This is a genomic window from Pseudomonas sp. P1_F1_2 (genome assembly GCF_056405815.1).
In genome coordinates, this window is sequence record NZ_JBFUBK010000082.1 from 1 (window position 1) to 17,439 (window position 17,439).

Consider the following 17,439-nt stretch of genomic DNA (forward strand, 5'->3'; position numbering starts at 1 on the left):
GCGCCCGAACAGACTCCCCTGTGGCGTCATTTCGAGGGCACCGTTTCGCGTCTGCTGGATAACTACGGTTACAAGCAGATCCGCATGCCGATCGTCGAGTTCACCGAGCTGTTCAAGCGCTCCATCGGTGAAGTGACCGACATCGTCGAAAAAGAGATGTACACCTTCGACGACCGCAACGGCGACTCCCTGACCCTGCGCCCCGAAGGCACGGCTGCCTGCGTGCGTGCAGTGCTTGAGCACGGCATCACCGGCGGTGGTCAGGTGCAGAAACTCTGGTACATCGGCCCGATGTTCCGTCACGAGCGCCCGCAGAAAGGCCGTTATCGCCAGTTCCACCAGATCGGTGTCGAAGTGTTCAACCTCGACGGTCCGGACATCGACGCCGAGCTGATCGTGCTGACGTGGCGCCTGTGGGGCGAGCTGGGTATCCGTGATGCGGTCAAGCTCGAGCTCAACAGCCTGGGGACTGCCGAGTCGCGCGGTCGCTACCGTGAAGCGCTGGTCGAGTTCCTTTCCGCGCATCTGGACAAGCTGGACGAAGACAGCCAGCGTCGTCTGAAGACCAACCCGCTGCGGGTTCTCGATACCAAGAATGCCGACACGCAAGCCATCCTGGTGGACGCGCCAAAAATGGCCGACTACCTCGACGACGAGTCCCGCGTGCACTTTGAAGGCCTGAAGGCTCGCCTGGACGCCGCCGGTATTCCTTATGTCATCAACCCGAAGCTGGTTCGCGGGCTGGATTACTACAGCAAGACCGTTTTCGAATGGGTCACCGACAAACTGGGCGCCCAGGGCACCGTGTGTGCCGGTGGTCGTTACGACGGTCTGGTCGAGCAAATGGGCGGCAAGCCAACGGCTGGTGTCGGTTTCGCCATGGGTATCGAGCGCCTGGTGCTGTTGCTTGAAACCCTGGAGCAGATCCCGGAAGAAATCTCCCGTCAGGTCGACGTCTACCTCTGTGCCTTCGGCGAAGCGGCAGAGATTGCCGGCCTGGCCTTGAGCGAGCGCGTCCGTGATCAATTGCCCAACCTGCGCCTGCAAGTGAATGCCGGAGCCGGCAGCTTCAAAAGCCAGTTCAAGAAGGCCGACAAGAGCGGCGCGCTGTATGCGCTGATCCTCGGTGACGACGAAATGGCCCAGCAAGTGGTAGGTTTCAAACCCCTGCGTGGCCAGGGCGAACAACAAAGCATTGCCTGGGATGCGCTTGCTGCACACCTGGCCACCTGCGTCGTGCAGGGTTGAAGCTGTCTAAACAGCCGAATTAGCGATTAAGGAGTATTGGGGTGTCGAGTACCGAAGACGAACATTTGATGGAATTGAAGGAATGGTGGTCACGCAACGGTAAGCCCCTGGTCACTGGCGGCCTGTTGGCGCTGGTTATCGTTTTCGGCTGGCAGGCGTTCCACAAGTATCAGAGCAATCAGTCGCAAGGCGCCTCGATGCTCTACCAGCAATTGCTCGAAACCACGCTGACACCTGACGGCAAGCCTGACGCAGCCCGTGTTGCCGACCTGGCCGGCAAGCTCAACAGCGAGTTCGGCGGCAGCGCCTACGCGCAGTACGGCAGCCTGTTCGTGGCAAAAGTCGCGGTCGACAGCGGCAAGCTGGACGACGCAGCCACTGAGCTGAAAGCCATTGTCGCCAAACCGGCCAACCCGGCACTGGGCGAAATCGCCCGTCAGCGCCTGGCACAGGTACTGGCCGCGCAAAACAAGGCCGATGAAGCCCTGAAGTTGCTCGAAGGCGATGCCGACAAAGCATTCCTGGCCACTCGCGAAGAACTCAAAGGCGACCTGCTGGTGCAGTTGGGTCGTACCGACGAAGCGAACAAGGCGTATCAAAAAGCCAAGGCGGCACTGTCGGATGAAGCGGCGGTCGGTGGCCTGCAAATCAAGCTGGACGATCTGGCCAAAGGGGATGCGTGACGTGATTCGTTGGAAACATGCAGCATTGCTGGCTCTGGCCATTTTGGCCGCGGGTTGCAGCAGCAACAGCAAAAAAGAATTGCCGCCTGCCGAGTTGGTTGACTTCAAAGAAGAAGTGGTCCTGCAAAAGCAGTGGAGTCGTTCGATCGGTGACGGTCAGGGCGAAACCTACAACATGCTGGTACCGGCGATCGATGGCTCAACCATCTATGCGGCCGACGTTACTGGCGTGGTGATGGCGATGGATCGCAGCAATGGCGACGTCAAATGGAAGAAAGATCTCGAACTGCCTGTTTCCGGCGCCGTTGGCGTGGGTTATGGGCTGGTCATGATCGGCACGCTCCAAGGCGAAATCGTTGCCCTGGACGCGGTCAACGGTGACGAGAAATGGCGCGCTCGCGTGACCAGTGAAGTCCTCGCACCGCCGGCCAACAACGGTGACGTGGTTGTGGTTCAGACTCAGGACGACCGTCTGATCGGCCTGGATGCCGCGACCGGCAACCAGCGCTGGTTGTATGACAGCACGCCTGCGGTCCTGACCCTGCGCGGCACCAGTGCGCCGATCGTGACCAACCGTATGGCCGTGGCTGGTCTGTCGACCGGTAAAGTGGTCGCTCTCAATATTTCCAACGGCGTGCCGGTGTGGGAACAACGCGTAGCGATTCCACAAGGCCGTTCGGAGCTTGAACGTGTGGTCGATATCGACGGCGGTCTGCTGCTGTCCGGCGGTACGTTGTACGTCGCCAGCTACCAGGGTCGCGTTGCAGCTCTGGACCTGGAAAGCGGTCGTCAGCTCTGGCAGCGCGATGCTTCCAGCTATGCCGGTGTCGCCCAGGGTTTTGGCAACGTTTACGTGAGCCTGGCTTCGGGCACTGTTGAAGGCGTCGACGAGCGTTCCACAACCGCGTTGTGGAGCAACGACTCGCTGGCCCGCCGTCAACTGTCGGCACCGGAAGTGTTCTCCAGCTACGTTGCAGTCGGCGATATGGAAGGCTACCTGCATCTGCTGAGTCAGGTGGACGGTCGTTTCGTCGGCCGCGAGCGCATCGACAGCGACGGCCTGCGTGCCCGTCCGCTGGTGGTGGGTGACACGATTTATGTATATGGCAACAGCGGCAAACTGGAAGCCCTGACCATTAAGTAAAGGTTTGACTATGCTTGGGGTTTAACCCCCAAGCGGCCTTGTTCTGCAAGGCTTGCGGCGCCTTCAAGCGCTGCCCCGAGCACCAGCCGCTGCCTCGCAGCGGCTTTTGTATTTTCTGAAATAACGAAGTGGAGAGCCGCATGGTTCCCGTAATCGCCCTGGTGGGCCGACCGAACGTCGGCAAGTCCACCTTGTTCAACCGCCTGACCAGGACTCGTGACGCCATCGTCGGCGACTTGTCCGGTCTGACCCGTGATCGCCAATACGGTGAGGCCAAGTGGCAAGGGCGTTCCTACATTCTGGTCGACACCGGCGGTATCTCCGGTGACGAGCACGGTATGGACGAAAAAATGGCCGAGCAGTCGCTGCTGGCCATTGAAGAAGCGGATGTCGTTCTGTTCCTGGTAGATGCCAAAGCCGGTTTCACCGCCGCCGACCAGATGATCGCCGAGCATTTGCGCAAACGTAACAAGCGTTCTTACGTGGTTGCCAACAAGGTCGACAACATCGACCCTGAAATGGCCCGCGCTGAATTCGCCCCGTTGGGCATGGGTCACGCGATCCCTATCGCGGGTGCTCATGGTCGTGGCATTACCCAGATGCTGGAAATCGCCCTGAGCGATTTCCCGAAAGACGAAGAAGAGCCCGAAGACGGCGAAGAAGAGATCGTTGCCGAAGGTGAGGAAGCCAAGCGCATTCCTGGCCCAAGCGAAAAAGACGGTATCAAGATCGCTATCATCGGTCGCCCGAACGTCGGCAAGTCGACCCTGGTCAACCGCATGCTCGGTGAAGACCGGGTAATCGTTTATGACCAGCCGGGCACGACCCGCGACAGTATCTACATCCCGTTCGAGCGTAACGACGAGAAGTACACGCTGATCGATACCGCCGGTGTGCGCAAGCGCGGCAAGATCCACGAAGAAGTTGAAAAGTTCTCCGTGGTCAAAACCCTGCAAGCGATCAAAGACGCCAACGTGGTGATCTTCGTGATGGACGCCCGCGAAGGCGTGGTGGATCACGACCTCAACCTGCTGGGCTTTGCCATTGAGTCGGGTCGTGCGCTGGTCATCGCGATCAACAAGTGGGACGGCATGACGCCGAGCGAGCGCGACTTCGTGAAGGTCGAGCTGCAGCGTCGTCTGTTCTTCGTCGACTACGCTGACATCCACTTCATCTCGGCCCTGCACGGCACGGGCGTGGGCAACCTCTACGCTTCGGTACAGAACTCGTTCAAGTCCGCCGTGACCCGCTGGCCGACCAACCGCCTCACCCAGATTCTGGAAGATGCGGTCGGTGAGCACGCGCCGCCGATGGTCAACAATCGCCGGATCAAGCTGCGTTACGCCCACTTGGGTGGTGCGAACCCGCCGATCATCGTGATCCACGGTAACCAGATCGAGAAGGTGCCGAAGTCTTACGTTCGTTACCTGGAAAACACTTACCGTCGTGTTCTGAAGCTGGTCGGTACGCCGATCCGCATCGAGTTCAAGGGCGGCGAGAACCCGTACGAAGGCAAAAAGACCACGCTGACCGACCGCCAGGTCAACAAGAAGCGTCGCATGATGTCGCACCACAAAAAGGCCGACAAAAAGCGCCGCGATAAGAAATAGAAGCAGCTATGATCGTTCCCACGCTCCCGCGTGGGAACGATCAATGCATCAGAAGAAGGGCGCCCATTGGCGCCCTTTTTTTATGGGCACCGGATGGGCTATCCTCGGGCTCTCCCGCGCCGCCGTTAGAGCCGGGTGTAGAGCAGGGAATCACCGATGATCACCAGTAAGCTGCCGAATGTCGGCATCACTATCTTCACTCAGATGTCTCAGCTCGCGGCGCAAACCGGGGCGATAAACCTGTCCCAGGGGTTTCCCGATTTCGATGCGCCGCTGGCCCTGTGCGACGCGGTCGGCCGGCACATCGCCAATGGCCATAACCAATATTCGCCGATGACCGGGCTGCCGGCGCTACGCCAGCAAGTGGCGGCAAAGATCGCTCGCAGTTATGGCGTTCATGTCGATCCCGACCATGAAGTGACCATCACGCCGGGCGCGACCCAAGCGATTTTCTGTGCGATCCAGGCAGTTATCCACAGCGGTGACGAAGTCATCGTGTTTGATCCGGCCTACGACAGTTACGAACCTTCGGTGGAACTGGCCGGTGGGCGTTGTGTGCATGTGCAACTGGGGCTGGCTGATTTCAGCATCGACTTCCAGAAGCTCGCCGATGCCATTACACCGCGCACGCGAATGATCATTCTCAACTCACCGCACAACCCCAGTGGCGCATTGATCAGCCGTGCCGAGCTGGATCAGTTGGCGGATCTGATTCGTGATCGCGACATCTATCTGGTCAGCGATGAAGTCTACGAACACCTGGTGTTCGACGGCGTGCCTCATGTCAGCGTGCTGAATCACCAAGAGCTGTATCAGCGCGCCTTCGTCGTCAGTTCCTTCGGCAAGACTTATCACGTTACTGGCTGGAAAACCGGTTACGTGGTCGCGCCGCCAGCGCTGACTGCCGAGCTGCGCAAGGTTCACCAATACGTCAGTTTTTGCGGTGTGACGCCGCTGCAATTTGCCTTGGCCGACTTCATGGCCGAGCACCCGGAACACATCGAAGAGCTGCCGGATTTCTACCAGGCGAAGCGTGATCTGTTCTGCGATCTGCTGGCGCCGTCGCGTTTCGACTTCACCCGAGTGACCGGTACGTATTTCCAGCTGGTCGATTACTCGCAGATCCGTCCGGACCTCAATGACGTCGAGATGGCGCTGTGGATGACCCGCGAGCATGGCGTGGCGAGCATCCCGATCTCGGTGTTCTACCAGACCCCACCGGTCGGCCAGCGCCTGGTGCGCTTGTGCTTCGCCAAACGTGAGGAGACCCTGCGTGAAGCAGCGGCAAAACTATGCGTGATCTGAGTGCATTGCCCAACCTGAATGTCGCGCTGGTCCAGACAACGCTGGCCTGGCATGACCGCCAGGCCAACCTGGAGCATTTCGAGCAGTTGCTGGAACAGGCTCGCGGCGCGGACCTGATCATCCTGCCGGAGATGTTCACCACCGGTTTTTCCATGGAGTCGCAGACGCTCGCCGAACCGGAAAACGGTCCAACCAGCAAGTGGCTGCGTGTTCAGGCGGCGAAGCTCGACGCGGTCATCACTGGCAGCATCATCGTTCAAACCGCAGACGGCAGTCATCGCAATCGCCTGCTGTGGGCGCGGCCGGACGGGGAGGTCTGGCACTACGACAAGCGCCATCTGTTTCGCATGGCGGGCGAGCATAACCACTACACGCCGGGCGAGCGTCAGGTGCAGTTCGAACTCAAGGGCTGGCGAGTGCGGCCGCTGATTTGCTACGACCTGCGCTTTCCAGTCTGGAGCCGCGATGCCCAGGACACCGACCTGCTGCTGTACACCGCCAACTGGCCGGGTGCGCGGCGTCAGCACTGGAACCGATTGCTGCCGGCAAGGGCCATCGAAAACCTCTGCTACGTGGCCGCAGTGAATCGCATCGGCACCGATGGCAAAGGCTTTGCCTACACCGGTGACAGTCAGGTGCTGGATTTCCAGGGCGAAACCTTGCTCAGTGTTGGTGAAGCCGACGGCGTGTTCCAGGTGGTGCTGAACGCTGCCGACCTTCAGGCTTATCGCACCCGTTTCCCGGCGAATCTGGATGCTGATACGTTTGAGTTCACCTGATCGCAGCACGTTGGAACAATTAAGGGTGCAGATTCCTCCTGGTGGGCCGATAGCAAGGTCTGTCCAGGAGGCGTGACCCATGATTGACGTCAGTTCCATCACCATCAATTCGCACGCCGTGTCTTCGCCTAATGTCGTCACTGGCAAGGCAGACGAAAGCACGCTGCTGCCGATCGCAGAGCCGATCGACAATGACAGCAAAGTGCTGCGCGTCAACAGTGCCGGGGCCAACATCGACGCGGTCGTCGGTGCCGCTGGTGATCCGGTTACTGCGTTGAAAAAGCAAATCGAAGAAGCCCAAAAGCTGCTGGCCGAACAGCAGGCTCAGCTTGCGAGTGCGCAGAGGAGCCAGGACAACGAGCAGAAAGCGCAAAAGGTCATGGAGATCCAGAACCAGATCGCGGTGACCAGCAGCAACTTGCAAGTGCTGCAAGCGGCGCTGTTGCAGGCGATGTTCAGCGTCGATACCCATGCCTGACACTGATCGTTCCCACGCTCAGCGTGGGAATGCAGCCCGTGACGCTCCGCGTCACTGGACGCGGAGCGTCCCTAGAGGCATTCCCACGCGGAGCGTGGGAACGATCAACAGCAAGCAAACAAAAAGGCCCCAAGGTTCGCACCTGGGGCCTTTTGTATTGCAGCGAAGGCTTACGCCGCTTTCGCTTCCGGCTGGCTCAGCGAGCGGTTCAGTGCGCTAAACAGCGCCTTGAAGCTGGCGGTGGTGATGTTTTCGTCGATGCCGACGCCGTGCACCGCACGTTCACCGTTCACGCGCAGTTCAATGTAGGCCGCCGCCTTGGCATTGGTGCCCGCGCCGATGGCGTGCTCGTTGTAGTCCATGATTTCCACCGGGATCGGCAAGCCGGCCACCAAGGCTTCCAGCGCGCCATTGCCCTTGCCGCGCCAGTGCAGGTTGGTTTCGCCCYGACCTTTGCTGGAAACTTCCACTTCCACGGCGCTGTGAYCGTTTTCTTCCTGCAGGCGATGGCTGACCAGCGCGTACGGGGTGTTGGCTTGCAAGTACTCGCTGTGCAGCAGCGCGTGGATCTGCTGAGCGGTCATTTCAAGGCCCAGACGATCGGTTTCACGTTGCACCACCTGACTGAACTCGATCTGCATGCGGCGTGGCAAGTTGATGCCGTATTCCTGCTCCAGCAGGTACGCGATACCGCCCTTGCCTGACTGGCTGTTGACGCGAATCACCGCCTCGTAGCTACGACCGATATCGGCCGGGTCGATCGGCAAGTACGGCACTTCCCACAACGCATCCGGTTTCTGCTGGGCGAAGCCCTTGCGGATTGCATCCTGGTGCGAGCCGGAGAACGCGGTGTGCACCAGGTCGCCAACGTACGGGTGGCGTGGGTGTACCTGGATCTGGTTGCACTCTTCGACGACCTTGCGCACGCCGTCGATGTCGGAGAAGTCCAGCTCAGGGTGAACGCCCTGGGTGTAGAGGTTCAGTGCCACGGTCACGAGGTCGACGTTACCGGTACGCTCGCCGTTGCCGAACAGGCAGCCTTCGACACGGTCGGCGCCGGCCATCAGGCCCAGTTCGGTGGCGGCCACGCCAGTGCCACGGTCGTTGTGGGTGTGCAGGCTGATGATCACGCTGTCACGACGGTTGATGTGACGGCCGAACCATTCGATCTGGTCGGCATAGATGTTCGGGGTCGCGCATTCGACGGTGGCCGGCAAGTTGAGGATCATCTTGTGCTCAGGCGTCGGGTTCCAGACCTCGATCACCGCGTCGCAGACTTCCTTGGCGAACTCCAGCTCAGTGGCGCTGAAAGTTTCCGGCGAGTATTCGAAGGTCCACTCAGTGTTCGGCTGCATGGCTGCGTATTTGACGAACAGCTTGGCCGCGCTCACGGCGATTTCCTTGATCCCGTCCTTGTCCTGATTAAAGACAATCCGGCGGAAAGAAGGGGACGTCGCGTTGTACAAGTGAACGATGGCTTTTTTCGCCCCTCGCAGGGATTCGAAGGTGCGTTCGATCAAGTCTTCACGGCCCTGGGTCAGCACCTGAATGGTGGTGTCGTCCGGGATGTGGTTGCCTTCGATGAGGGTCCGCACGAAGTCGAAGTCGGTTTGCGACGCTGCAGGGAACGAGGCTTCGATTTCTTTCACGCCAACCGACACCAGGGTTTTCCAGAAACGCAGCTTCTTGACCGCGTCCATTGGCTCGATCAGCGACTGGTTGCCATCGCGAAGGTCAGAGCTGCACCAGATCGGCGCGGCGGTGATGGTCTTCGACGGCCAGGTGCGGTCCGGGATGTCGATGGTCGGGAMCGCGCGGTATTTCGAAGACGGATCTTTGAGCATGCTCATCGGGGGAATCCTTATTGTGTGGGCCGAAAAAAGGCGGCCTGCCGGTGGATCAAATGTTCTTGGGGAAAAGCGTGGGGCGAGGCACCGCGATTCAGCCTGGCAGTCGTGCGCTGACGAGGCACAGGCTGCGGTGCTGGCGAAGCTGAATGAGGGTGTGAAAGGTTTTCATGCCTTCAACCCTAACCGCGAGGGGAAAGGATGGCAAGCAGTCGAAAAAAATTGAGAGGAATACCCGGAAAGCCGAGTTAATCGAGATTTTATTGCTGCGAATGGAGGTGATTGTTTTGATGATTGCGCGAGGTTTGCGCACTGCGCAATTGGAGAGCTGAGACGACGACCTCTTGTGCACAGCTATGCTTAAAGCCTGAACAAGGCAGGAGTCGGACATGAACGAGTCGGACTGGAAGCGGTATAGCGCGTTGCGCCCGTTGGCTCATGAGCGGATGTGTATCCGGATCATGGAGGAGGTCGAGCGCGCAGTGCTGGACAAAAGCCTGGCGCCTTACGAGCGGATTGAAGCCACTGAAGAGCTGCTTCAGTCCCGGCAAAAGGAGTTGTATTGGGCGTTTGGTGTGTTCAGGTTTTCACGCCATGAGGCGCGATCGCACTTGTTGGGGTTGTGCGCGCGGGAGTTGATCACGGCTGAAGAGTTGACCGGGTTTTCGCAGGAGACCCAGGAGTGGATCAAGCATTGCCTGGCGGACCGGGAAGCCCATGGGATTGAGGACTTGGAAGCTGAATAGATGGCGTCTGTTATGCCGCCATCGCGAGCAGGCTCACTCCTGCACGTACATAAATCCAATGTGGGAGTGAGTCTGCTCGCGATGAGGCCGGCAGCCTCACCGACTAATCAAGGTTGAAACGCCCCGATAAAAATCGCCGGATCCACCCGCGCATCRTTCAGGCTGAYRTTCCAGTGCATGTGCGGMCCGGTYGCSCGRCCCGTMGCSCCGACTTTSCCGACCACKSCGCCACGAGSCASYTGWTCCCCGACYTTCACGTCGATTTTCGACAKRTGGCAGAACATGCTGATRAAGCCTTGCCCGTGATCGACAAATACCGTGTTGCCATTGAAGAAGTAGTTGCCGATCAGAATCACCTTGCCCGTCGCCGGGGTCTTGATCGGCGTACCGGCAGGCACTGCGAAATCCAGGCCCGCGTGAGGATTGCGCTCTTCACCATTGAAGAAACGGCGCACGCCGAACTTGCTCGACAGCGGTCCGTTGACGGGTTTGTCCAGCAGCAGGTTGCTTGGCGTATTCGGGCTGAACGTGCGGTAGGCGGCAATCTGTTCCGCCAGTTCGCCTTCAATACGCTTGAGATTGTCCGGGTTCGGATTGACCTGCTGCGTATTCTTCAGCGTGATGTGTTGTTCCGGGTACTTCTTGTTACCAACAGTGAAATTCAATGTGCGGCCGCCGCTGCTGACTTGCTGCGTGCCCGGCTTGACCGTCAACGGCACGCCGACAATCGCCAGCCAATTGTTCTGTTCCTTGACCACCAGCACCGGTTTGCCTTGGTAGCTGGCTTTAGGTGCCTGGGCCGCGCTGCCCAGATCCACCACCGCCACGCCGCCCGGTACCGGTTTGTTCAACAGGCGGGTGATGTAACTGTCGGCATTGGCGTTGAAGGTCAGGCACAACAACAGCAGTGGAGCTAGAAAACGCGGCATGGATCAATCCAGTAGAGAAAGGGTGACAGGCGTCAGGTGATTGTCTTCGACCCGCACTTGCAGTTCGCCGTCGCCGAGTCTGGCCTTGAGGCGCTGGCCATTGTGGGTTTGCCCGGCGCTGCGGATCGCGTTGCCACGTTCGTCCAGCAAGATGCTGTAACCACGGGCCAGGGTCGCCAACGGGCTGACCACTTGCAGGGTCTGCACCTGACTTTGCAATTGCAGGCGTCGCGACTTGAGGCCTTCGCGTATCGCACGCGGCAGGCGTTCGGCAAGGCTGTCGAGGCGTTGGCGCAGCAGTGCCAGTTGACGCCCCGGATGTTGCCCGGCGAGGCGGGTTTCCAGGCGAATCAAGCGCTCGCGACGGGTGTTGAGGCTGCGTTCGAACGCGCGGCGCATGCGCATGTCCAGGTCGTCCAGACGTTGCGCTTGCTGGCGCAGGCGTTCGCCGGGATGGCGCAAACGGCGGGAGATACCCTCCAGACGCAGGCGGTCGCGCATCAAACGGTCGCGCATACGCATCACCAGTCGGCGATGCAGGCTTTCGACCCGGCGCACCAGATCGTTGGAATCCGGTGCGAGCAGTTCGGCAGCGGCGGAAGGGGTCGGGGCGCKGACGTCGGCCACGAAGTCACTGATCGATACGTCGGTTTCGTGGCCGACGGCACTGACAATAGGCGTGACACAGGCGTCGACGGCACGGGCCACGGCCTCTTCGTTGAAGCACCAGAGGTCTTCCAGCGAACCGCCGCCACGGGCCAGGATCAACGCGTCGAAACCACGGGCATCCGCGAGTTTCAACGCACGGACAATCTGCGCAGTGGCTTCGCGACCTTGCACGGCCGTGGGGATCAGCGTCAGCTGGATCTGCGGTGCGCGGCGACGGAACACGCTGATAATGTCGCGGATCACCGCGCCGGTCGGTGAGCTGATAATGCCGATGCGTTGTGGATGCGCCGGCAGCGGCACTTTGCGCTCGGCGCTGAACAGGCCTTCGGCGCTGAGCTTTTCCTTCAGTGCATCGAACGCCAGGCGCAACGCTCCATCACCTGCCGGCTCCACCGTGTCGAGGATCAACTGATAGTCGCCGCGTCCCTCGAACAATGAAACCTTGCCGCGGACTTTGACCGCCAAGCCATCCTTCAGCGCCTGACGAACCCGGGCCGCGTTCTGGCGAAACAGCGCGCAGCGCACCTGGGCGCCGCTGTCCTTGAGGGTGAAATACACGTGGCCGGACGCCGGGCGGGCGAGGTTGGAGATTTCGCCTTCGACCCAGATATTGCTGAACACGTCTTCAAGCAACACCCGCGCGCGGCCGTTGAGCTGGCTGACAGTCAGGACTTCACGGTCCAGGCCGAGTCTTGCAAAGGGATCTTTAATCATGGGGCGCAGTTTAAAGGCATTCGCACGTGAATCTCTACGTTGACGAAATCCTGCAGCAGCTGGCGAAGCCTGCGTCCGGCTGCGCAGCCGCCGTAAGATCAGACTGCGCGTTGTGTCAGGACGGATGCGGCGTATGCATTAGCGACTGCTGCGCCCGAGCGCGGACCGGTCGACGCAGGCTTCGCCAGCTGCTACATGGATCGTGTAACGGCTCCGCGACAGGTACAGTCATCAGCGGTAATCAGGGAAGGTATTCAGATGACTGTTTTTGAGATGTTGCATCAATGGCCATTCGGTCCAATGGATTGGCTGGTGATCGGGTTGGGCATCGCCCTGGCCTACATCGTGTTTGGCATCGCCGGCTTCGGCACGGCGTTGGTGGCGGGGCCGATTCTGATTCTGTTCATGCCGCTGTCGAAAATCGTGCCGTTGCTGGTGCTGCTCGATTTTGTCGCGGCGTTCGGAAATCTGCTGCCCTCGCGACGCGATGTGGCGAAGCCCGAGTTGTTGCGGTTGCTGCCGTGCATGGCGGTGGGCTGCACGCTGGGGGTGATCTTTCTGTTGAACCTGAAATCCGACGTGTTGCTGCTGTTGATGGGGCTGTTTATCAGCGTGTACGCGATTTACAGCCTGTGGGTCAAAACCCGGCCGACACAGTTGTCTGCCGGCTGGGCGGTGCCGATGGGCACGGTGGGCGGGATGTTCGGGGCGTTGTTTGGCAGTGGCGGCTTTTTATATGCGATCTATTTGAACAGTCGCCTGCCCAAAGAGGCGGCCCGGGCGACCCAGAGTGCGCTGATCAGTTGCAGCACGGTGGTGCGGTTGAGCCTGTTTGCCATCGCAGGCGTGTATGCCGAGCTACCCTTGTTGGTGTTGGCCCTGTGTTTGTTACCGGCCATGGCCCTGGGGTTATGGATCGGGCGGCGGTTGACCATGAGGTTGTCCCGCGAAGCGTTTGTGCGGCTGGTGACGTGGTTGGTATTGGCCAGCGGGATTGCCTTGATCGGGCGGTACTTGAGTGCTTGACCCGATTTCGTCAGGTATTAAGCTGCCGGCCGTCCTGACGCCTTCGCGGGCAAGCCCGCTCCCACATGATCTTGGTCGTACGCACATTTGTGCTCACCAGAGATCCCTGTGGGAGCGGGCTTGCCCGCGAAGGCGCCAGTACGAATACCGCAGAACATCCATTTGACGCAGCAGGCTTGCACCATGAATTCACAAAGCATCATCGTCCCGAAAATCTCCACGTTGCCGGTGCACGAGCCCCGGGCTCGCGCGGTCGTGCGGTGGCTGGTGCGCAAGAACATCATCAATGAAGAGCTGACCACCTGTGGCCGCACGGGCAATCGCATGGCCCACGCCATCGCCGAAGGTGCGCGCGATGTGGTCCTGCATCCAGAGGCCCTGCCGTTCGGCGAGCCGATCAATGGCCTGGAGATCGTCACCAAGCGCTGCATCTATACACCGGCCAAAGGTTTCCTGGGCGAGGCGGGCTGCGCCGAGTGCCGCAAGGAAGTAGGCGAAGCCTTGTTCGAAAGCCTGGAAGACTGGATGCCGGGCCGCACCGATAACTTCACCTGCCCTGAATGCGGGCATGAAGATGACATCAACGGATTTCTGTTCCTGCAGGAATGCGGCTTTTCCAACCTGGGTTTTATCTTCAACAACTGGGCTGAAGCCGGGTTCAAGCAGAGCTTTATCGACGAGTTTGCCGATTGGCTCGATCAGCCGGTCATCTGGGTGAAAGTCGAACTGTAGGAGCACAGCTTGCTGGCGATGGCGGACTTAAGGACGCCATCGCGGGCAAGCCTTGCTCCTACAGAATTCGGCGTTAAATACCCGTCGATCGACCGTGTCGATAATAGACAGAGTTTTACATTGAACCCGAGGGGGTGTCTGACTATAATGGCGCGCTTCCATTTTCCCGCTCGGGAGCCCCCGCGATGCTGCGTATCAGCCAAGAAGCTCTGACATTCGACGACATTCTCCTAGTGCCCGGTTATTCCGAGGTGCTTCCTAACGAAGTCAGTCTCAAGACCCGCCTAACCCGTGGCATCGAGCTGAACATTCCTCTGGTTTCTGCCGCCATGGACACCGTTACTGAAGCCCGTCTGGCAATCGCCATGGCTCAGGAAGGTGGCATCGGCATCATCCACAAGAACATGACCATCGAGCAGCAAGCTGCCGAAGTGCGCAAGGTCAAGCGTTACGAAGCCGGCGTGGTCAAGGACCCGATCACGATCGAGGCGGATGCCACGGTTCGTGAACTGTTCGAACTGACCCGCATGCACAACATCTCCGGCGTTCCGGTACTGCACGATGGCGACCTGGTCGGCATCGTCACTTCCCGTGACGTGCGTTTCGAAAACCGTCTGGACGCCCGTGTCCGTGAAGTGATGACGCCGAAAGAGCGTCTGGTCACGGTCAAGGAAGGCGCCGACAAGAACGACGTTCGCGAGCTGTTGCACAAGCACCGCATCGAACGCGTGCTGATCGTCGACGACAAATTCGCCCTCAAGGGCATGATGACCGTCAACGACATCGAAAAAGCCAAAGCCTACCCGCTGGCCAGCAAGGACGATCAAGGTCGTCTGCGCGTTGGCGCGGCAGTCGGTACCGGTAAAGACACCGGTGATCGCGTCGCTGCCCTGGTCAATGCCGGCGTTGACGTGGTGGTGGTCGACACCGCTCACGGTCACTCCAAAGGCGTGATCGACCGCGTTCGCTGGGTCAAACAGAATTTCCCTGAAGTGCAGGTCATCGGCGGCAACATCGCCACCGGCGCTGCCGCCAAGGCCCTGGCCGAAGCAGGCGCTGACGCAGTCAAGGTCGGTATCGGCCCTGGCTCGATCTGCACCACCCGTATCGTCGCCGGTGTCGGCGTCCCGCAAATCAGTGCCATCGCCAACGTCGCCGCTGCCCTCGAAGGCACTGGCGTTCCGTTGATCGCCGACGGCGGCATCCGTTTCTCCGGTGACCTGTCCAAGGCCATCGTTGCCGGTGCCTCCTGCGTAATGATGGGCTCGATGTTCGCCGGTACTGAAGAAGCACCGGGCGAAATCGAACTGTTCCAGGGTCGTTCGTACAAGGCTTACCGTGGCATGGGCTCGCTGGGCGCCATGTCCCAGGCTCAAGGCTCCTCCGACCGTTACTTCCAGGATTCTTCGGCAGGCGCCGAGAAGCTGGTTCCGGAAGGTATCGAAGGCCGTGTTCCTTACAAGGGCACCCTGAGCGCCATCATCCATCAACTGATGGGCGGCCTGCGTTCCTCGATGGGTTACACCGGCAGTGCCGACATCGAAGAAATGCGCACCAAGCCTGAGTTCGTGCGGATCACCGGCGCTGGCATGGCCGAGTCCCACGTTCACGACGTACAGATCACCAAAGAAGCGCCAAACTACCGCGTAGGTTGAGCCTTCAAGCAAATCGTTAAGCAACCGGGGCTGTTCTATTCAGCCCCGAGTTGTTTCTGAATCACGACTGTTTCTGACTTACTTAGACGAGACTGAATCATGGCCCTCGACATTCACGCTCACCGCATCCTGATCCTCGACTTCGGTTCCCAGTACACCCAGCTGATTGCCCGCCGCGTGCGTGAAATCGGCGTGTACTGCGAACTGCATCCGTTCGACATGGACGACGAAGCGATCCGCGAATTCGCGCCAAAAGGGATCATCCTCGCCGGCGGCCCAGAGTCTGTACACGTTGCCGACAGCCCCCGCGCACCACAAGCCGTCTGGGACCTGGGCGTACCGGTCTTCGGTATCTGCTACGGCATGCAGACCATGGCTGAACAGCTTGGTGGCAAGGTTGAAGGTTCCGAGCTGCGTGAGTTCGGTTATGCCCGTGTCGACGTGGTCGGCAAGAGCCGCCTGCTCGACGGCATCGAAGACCACATCGACGCTGACGGCCTGTTCGGCCTCGACGTCTGGATGAGCCACGGTGACAAGGTCACCAAGATGCCGGAAGACTTCCACATCCTGGCCAGCACCCCGAGCTGCCCGATCGCCGGTATGTTCAGCGACACGCGCGGTTACTACGGCGTGCAGTTCCACCCGGAAGTGACCCACACCAAACAGGGCGGTCGCATCCTGTCGCGCTTCATCCTCGACATCTGCGGCTGTGAAGCCCTGTGGACGCCGTCGAAAATCGCTGAAGACGCCATCGCTCAGGTGCGTGCCCAGGTCGGTACCGACAACGTACTGCTCGGCCTGTCCGGCGGTGTGGACTCTTCGGTTGTTGCCGCGTTGCTGCACAAAGCCATTGGCGACCAACTGACCTGCGTCTTCGTCGACAACGGCCTGTTGCGTCTGCACGAAGGCGAGCAAGTGATGGCCATGTTCGCCGAGAACATGGGCGTCAAAGTGATTCGCGCCAACGCTGAAGATCAGTTCCTGAACAACCTGGCCGGCGAGTCCGACCCGGAGAAGAAGCGCAAGATCATCGGCCGTACCTTCATCGATGTATTCGATGCCCAGTCCAACAAACTGGATAACATCAAGTACCTCGCACAAGGAACTATCTACCCGGACGTGATCGAGTCGGCTGGCGCCAAAAGCGGCAAGGCACACGTCATCAAGTCGCACCACAACGTGGGTGGCTTGCCGGAAGAGATGAACCTCAAGCTGGTTGAACCGCTGCGTGAGCTGTTCAAGGACGAAGTCCGTCGCCTGGGCCTGGAACTCGGCCTGCCGTACGACATGGTCTACCGTCACCCGTTCCCGGGCCCGGGCCTGGGTGTGYGGATCCTCGGTGAAGTGAAGAAGGAATACGCCGACCTGCTGCGTCGCGCCGACCACATCTTCATCGAAGAACTGCGCAAAGCCGACTGGTACCACAAGGTCAGCCAGGCGTTCGTGGTGTTCCAGCCTGTGAAATCGGTTGGCGTGGTTGGCGATGGCCGTCGTTACGCCTGGGTCGTTGCCCTGCGTGCCGTGGAAACCATCGACTTCATGACCGCACGTTGGGCGCACCTGCCTTACGAACTGCTGGAAACCGTCAGCGGCCGGATCATCAACGAAATCGAAGGCATCTCCCGCGTCACTTACGACGTGTCGAGTAAGCCGCCGGCGACGATTGAGTGGGAGTGATCCTGCACAAACCTTGAAGGTTTGATCGCTGGATAAAAAAGCCGTGTGAGCGTGAGTTCACACGGCTTTTTTCATGGGGCCGCTTTGTCGTTTGGCGAGCCTGCGTCCCGTCGTCACGGGCGCTTTGCTGTTTCTTTCACAACTGCGGGTGTATCGTATTCGCCTTTTGCGGGCCTTGGGCCTGCCGCTTTTCATGT

At 59.8% G+C, this 17,439-nt stretch carries 15 protein-coding genes; 12 read left to right on the top strand and 3 right to left on the bottom strand.

The genetic code is table 11. The annotated features are described in order from the left end of the window. The 7 genes from hisS to AC1D2P_RS21750 all read left to right on the top strand — a co-directional run. Positions 1–1,248, top strand: a 1,248-nt coding sequence (hisS, locus tag AC1D2P_RS21720) for a histidine--tRNA ligase (protein WP_477811585.1), incomplete at its 5' end; no start/stop codon positions are given. A 41-nt stretch (positions 1,249–1,289) separates the two neighbouring features. After that, positions 1,290–1,931, top strand: a complete 642-nt coding sequence (locus AC1D2P_RS21725; protein WP_046026620.1) for a tetratricopeptide repeat protein — start codon at positions 1,290–1,292, stop codon at positions 1,929–1,931. Further along, positions 1,924–3,075, top strand: a complete 1,152-nt coding sequence (bamB, locus tag AC1D2P_RS21730) for an outer membrane protein assembly factor BamB (protein WP_046026619.1) — start codon at positions 1,924–1,926, stop codon at positions 3,073–3,075. The genes AC1D2P_RS21725 and bamB overlap by 8 nt, the downstream gene beginning before the upstream one ends. Before the next feature lie 140 nt (positions 3,076–3,215). Continuing rightward, positions 3,216–4,685, top strand: a complete 1,470-nt coding sequence (gene der, locus AC1D2P_RS21735) for a ribosome biogenesis GTPase Der (protein WP_109784980.1) — start codon at positions 3,216–3,218, stop codon at positions 4,683–4,685. Positions 4,686–4,841: 156 nt separating this feature from the next. After that, a complete protein-coding gene (locus AC1D2P_RS21740) occupies positions 4,842–5,990 on the top strand; it encodes a pyridoxal phosphate-dependent aminotransferase (protein WP_109785262.1) in 1,149 nt (382 codons plus the stop codon). Continuing rightward, entirely contained in the window at positions 5,978–6,769 is a 792-nt protein-coding gene (locus AC1D2P_RS21745; RefSeq protein ID WP_477757988.1) for an amidohydrolase, read from the top strand. The genes AC1D2P_RS21740 and AC1D2P_RS21745 overlap by 13 nt, the downstream gene beginning before the upstream one ends. A 79-nt stretch (positions 6,770–6,848) precedes the next feature. Further along, entirely contained in the window at positions 6,849–7,247 is a 399-nt protein-coding gene (locus AC1D2P_RS21750; protein WP_109784982.1) for a hypothetical protein, read from the top strand. Between the two features lie 170 nt (positions 7,248–7,417). Here the strand turns inward: AC1D2P_RS21750 and leuA are convergent, their stop codons facing one another. Then, positions 7,418–9,097 (bottom strand): 2-isopropylmalate synthase, encoded by a 1,680-nt coding sequence (gene leuA, locus AC1D2P_RS21755; RefSeq protein ID WP_477811586.1) that lies wholly within the window; start codon positions 9,095–9,097, stop codon positions 7,418–7,420. A 386-nt stretch (positions 9,098–9,483) separates the two neighbouring features. On the opposite strand from leuA, the gene AC1D2P_RS21760 reads away from it, so the two are divergent. Continuing rightward, positions 9,484–9,840 carry a hypothetical protein gene (locus AC1D2P_RS21760; RefSeq protein WP_046026612.1) on the top strand — a complete coding sequence of 119 codons (357 nt, stop codon included), beginning with the start codon at positions 9,484–9,486 and terminating at the stop codon, positions 9,838–9,840. A 107-nt stretch (positions 9,841–9,947) separates the two neighbouring features. Here the strand turns inward: AC1D2P_RS21760 and AC1D2P_RS21765 are convergent, their stop codons facing one another. Next, positions 9,948–10,769, bottom strand: a complete 822-nt coding sequence (locus AC1D2P_RS21765; RefSeq protein WP_477811587.1) for a peptidoglycan DD-metalloendopeptidase family protein — start codon at positions 10,767–10,769, stop codon at positions 9,948–9,950. A 3-nt stretch (positions 10,770–10,772) separates the two neighbouring features. Further along, the gene (xseA, locus tag AC1D2P_RS21770; protein ID WP_477811588.1) at positions 10,773–12,152 is read right to left on the bottom strand and encodes an exodeoxyribonuclease VII large subunit; all 1,380 of its coding nucleotides are present in this window, start codon (positions 12,150–12,152) and stop codon (positions 10,773–10,775) included. Between the two features lie 258 nt (positions 12,153–12,410). Between xseA and AC1D2P_RS21775 the strand changes: the two genes are divergently transcribed. The 4 genes from AC1D2P_RS21775 to guaA all read left to right on the top strand — a co-directional run bounded on the left by AC1D2P_RS21775 (position 12,411) and on the right by guaA (position 17,242). Further along, positions 12,411–13,178, top strand: coding sequence for a sulfite exporter TauE/SafE family protein (locus AC1D2P_RS21775; RefSeq protein ID WP_477757989.1), 768 nt, complete (start codon positions 12,411–12,413; stop codon positions 13,176–13,178). A gap of 183 nt (positions 13,179–13,361) precedes the next feature. After that, positions 13,362–13,910 carry a hypothetical protein gene (locus AC1D2P_RS21780; RefSeq protein WP_046026608.1) on the top strand — a complete coding sequence of 183 codons (549 nt, stop codon included), beginning with the start codon at positions 13,362–13,364 and terminating at the stop codon, positions 13,908–13,910. A gap of 185 nt (positions 13,911–14,095) precedes the next feature. Further along, positions 14,096–15,565: an IMP dehydrogenase gene (gene guaB, locus AC1D2P_RS21785; protein WP_046026607.1), complete on the top strand. Its 1,470-nt coding sequence runs from the start codon at positions 14,096–14,098 to the stop codon at positions 15,563–15,565. 99 nt (positions 15,566–15,664) lie between these two features. Beyond that, positions 15,665–17,242 carry a glutamine-hydrolyzing GMP synthase gene (gene guaA, locus AC1D2P_RS21790; protein WP_477811589.1) on the top strand — a complete coding sequence of 526 codons (1,578 nt, stop codon included), beginning with the start codon at positions 15,665–15,667 and terminating at the stop codon, positions 17,240–17,242. Positions 17,243–17,439: the final 197 nt, after the last annotated feature.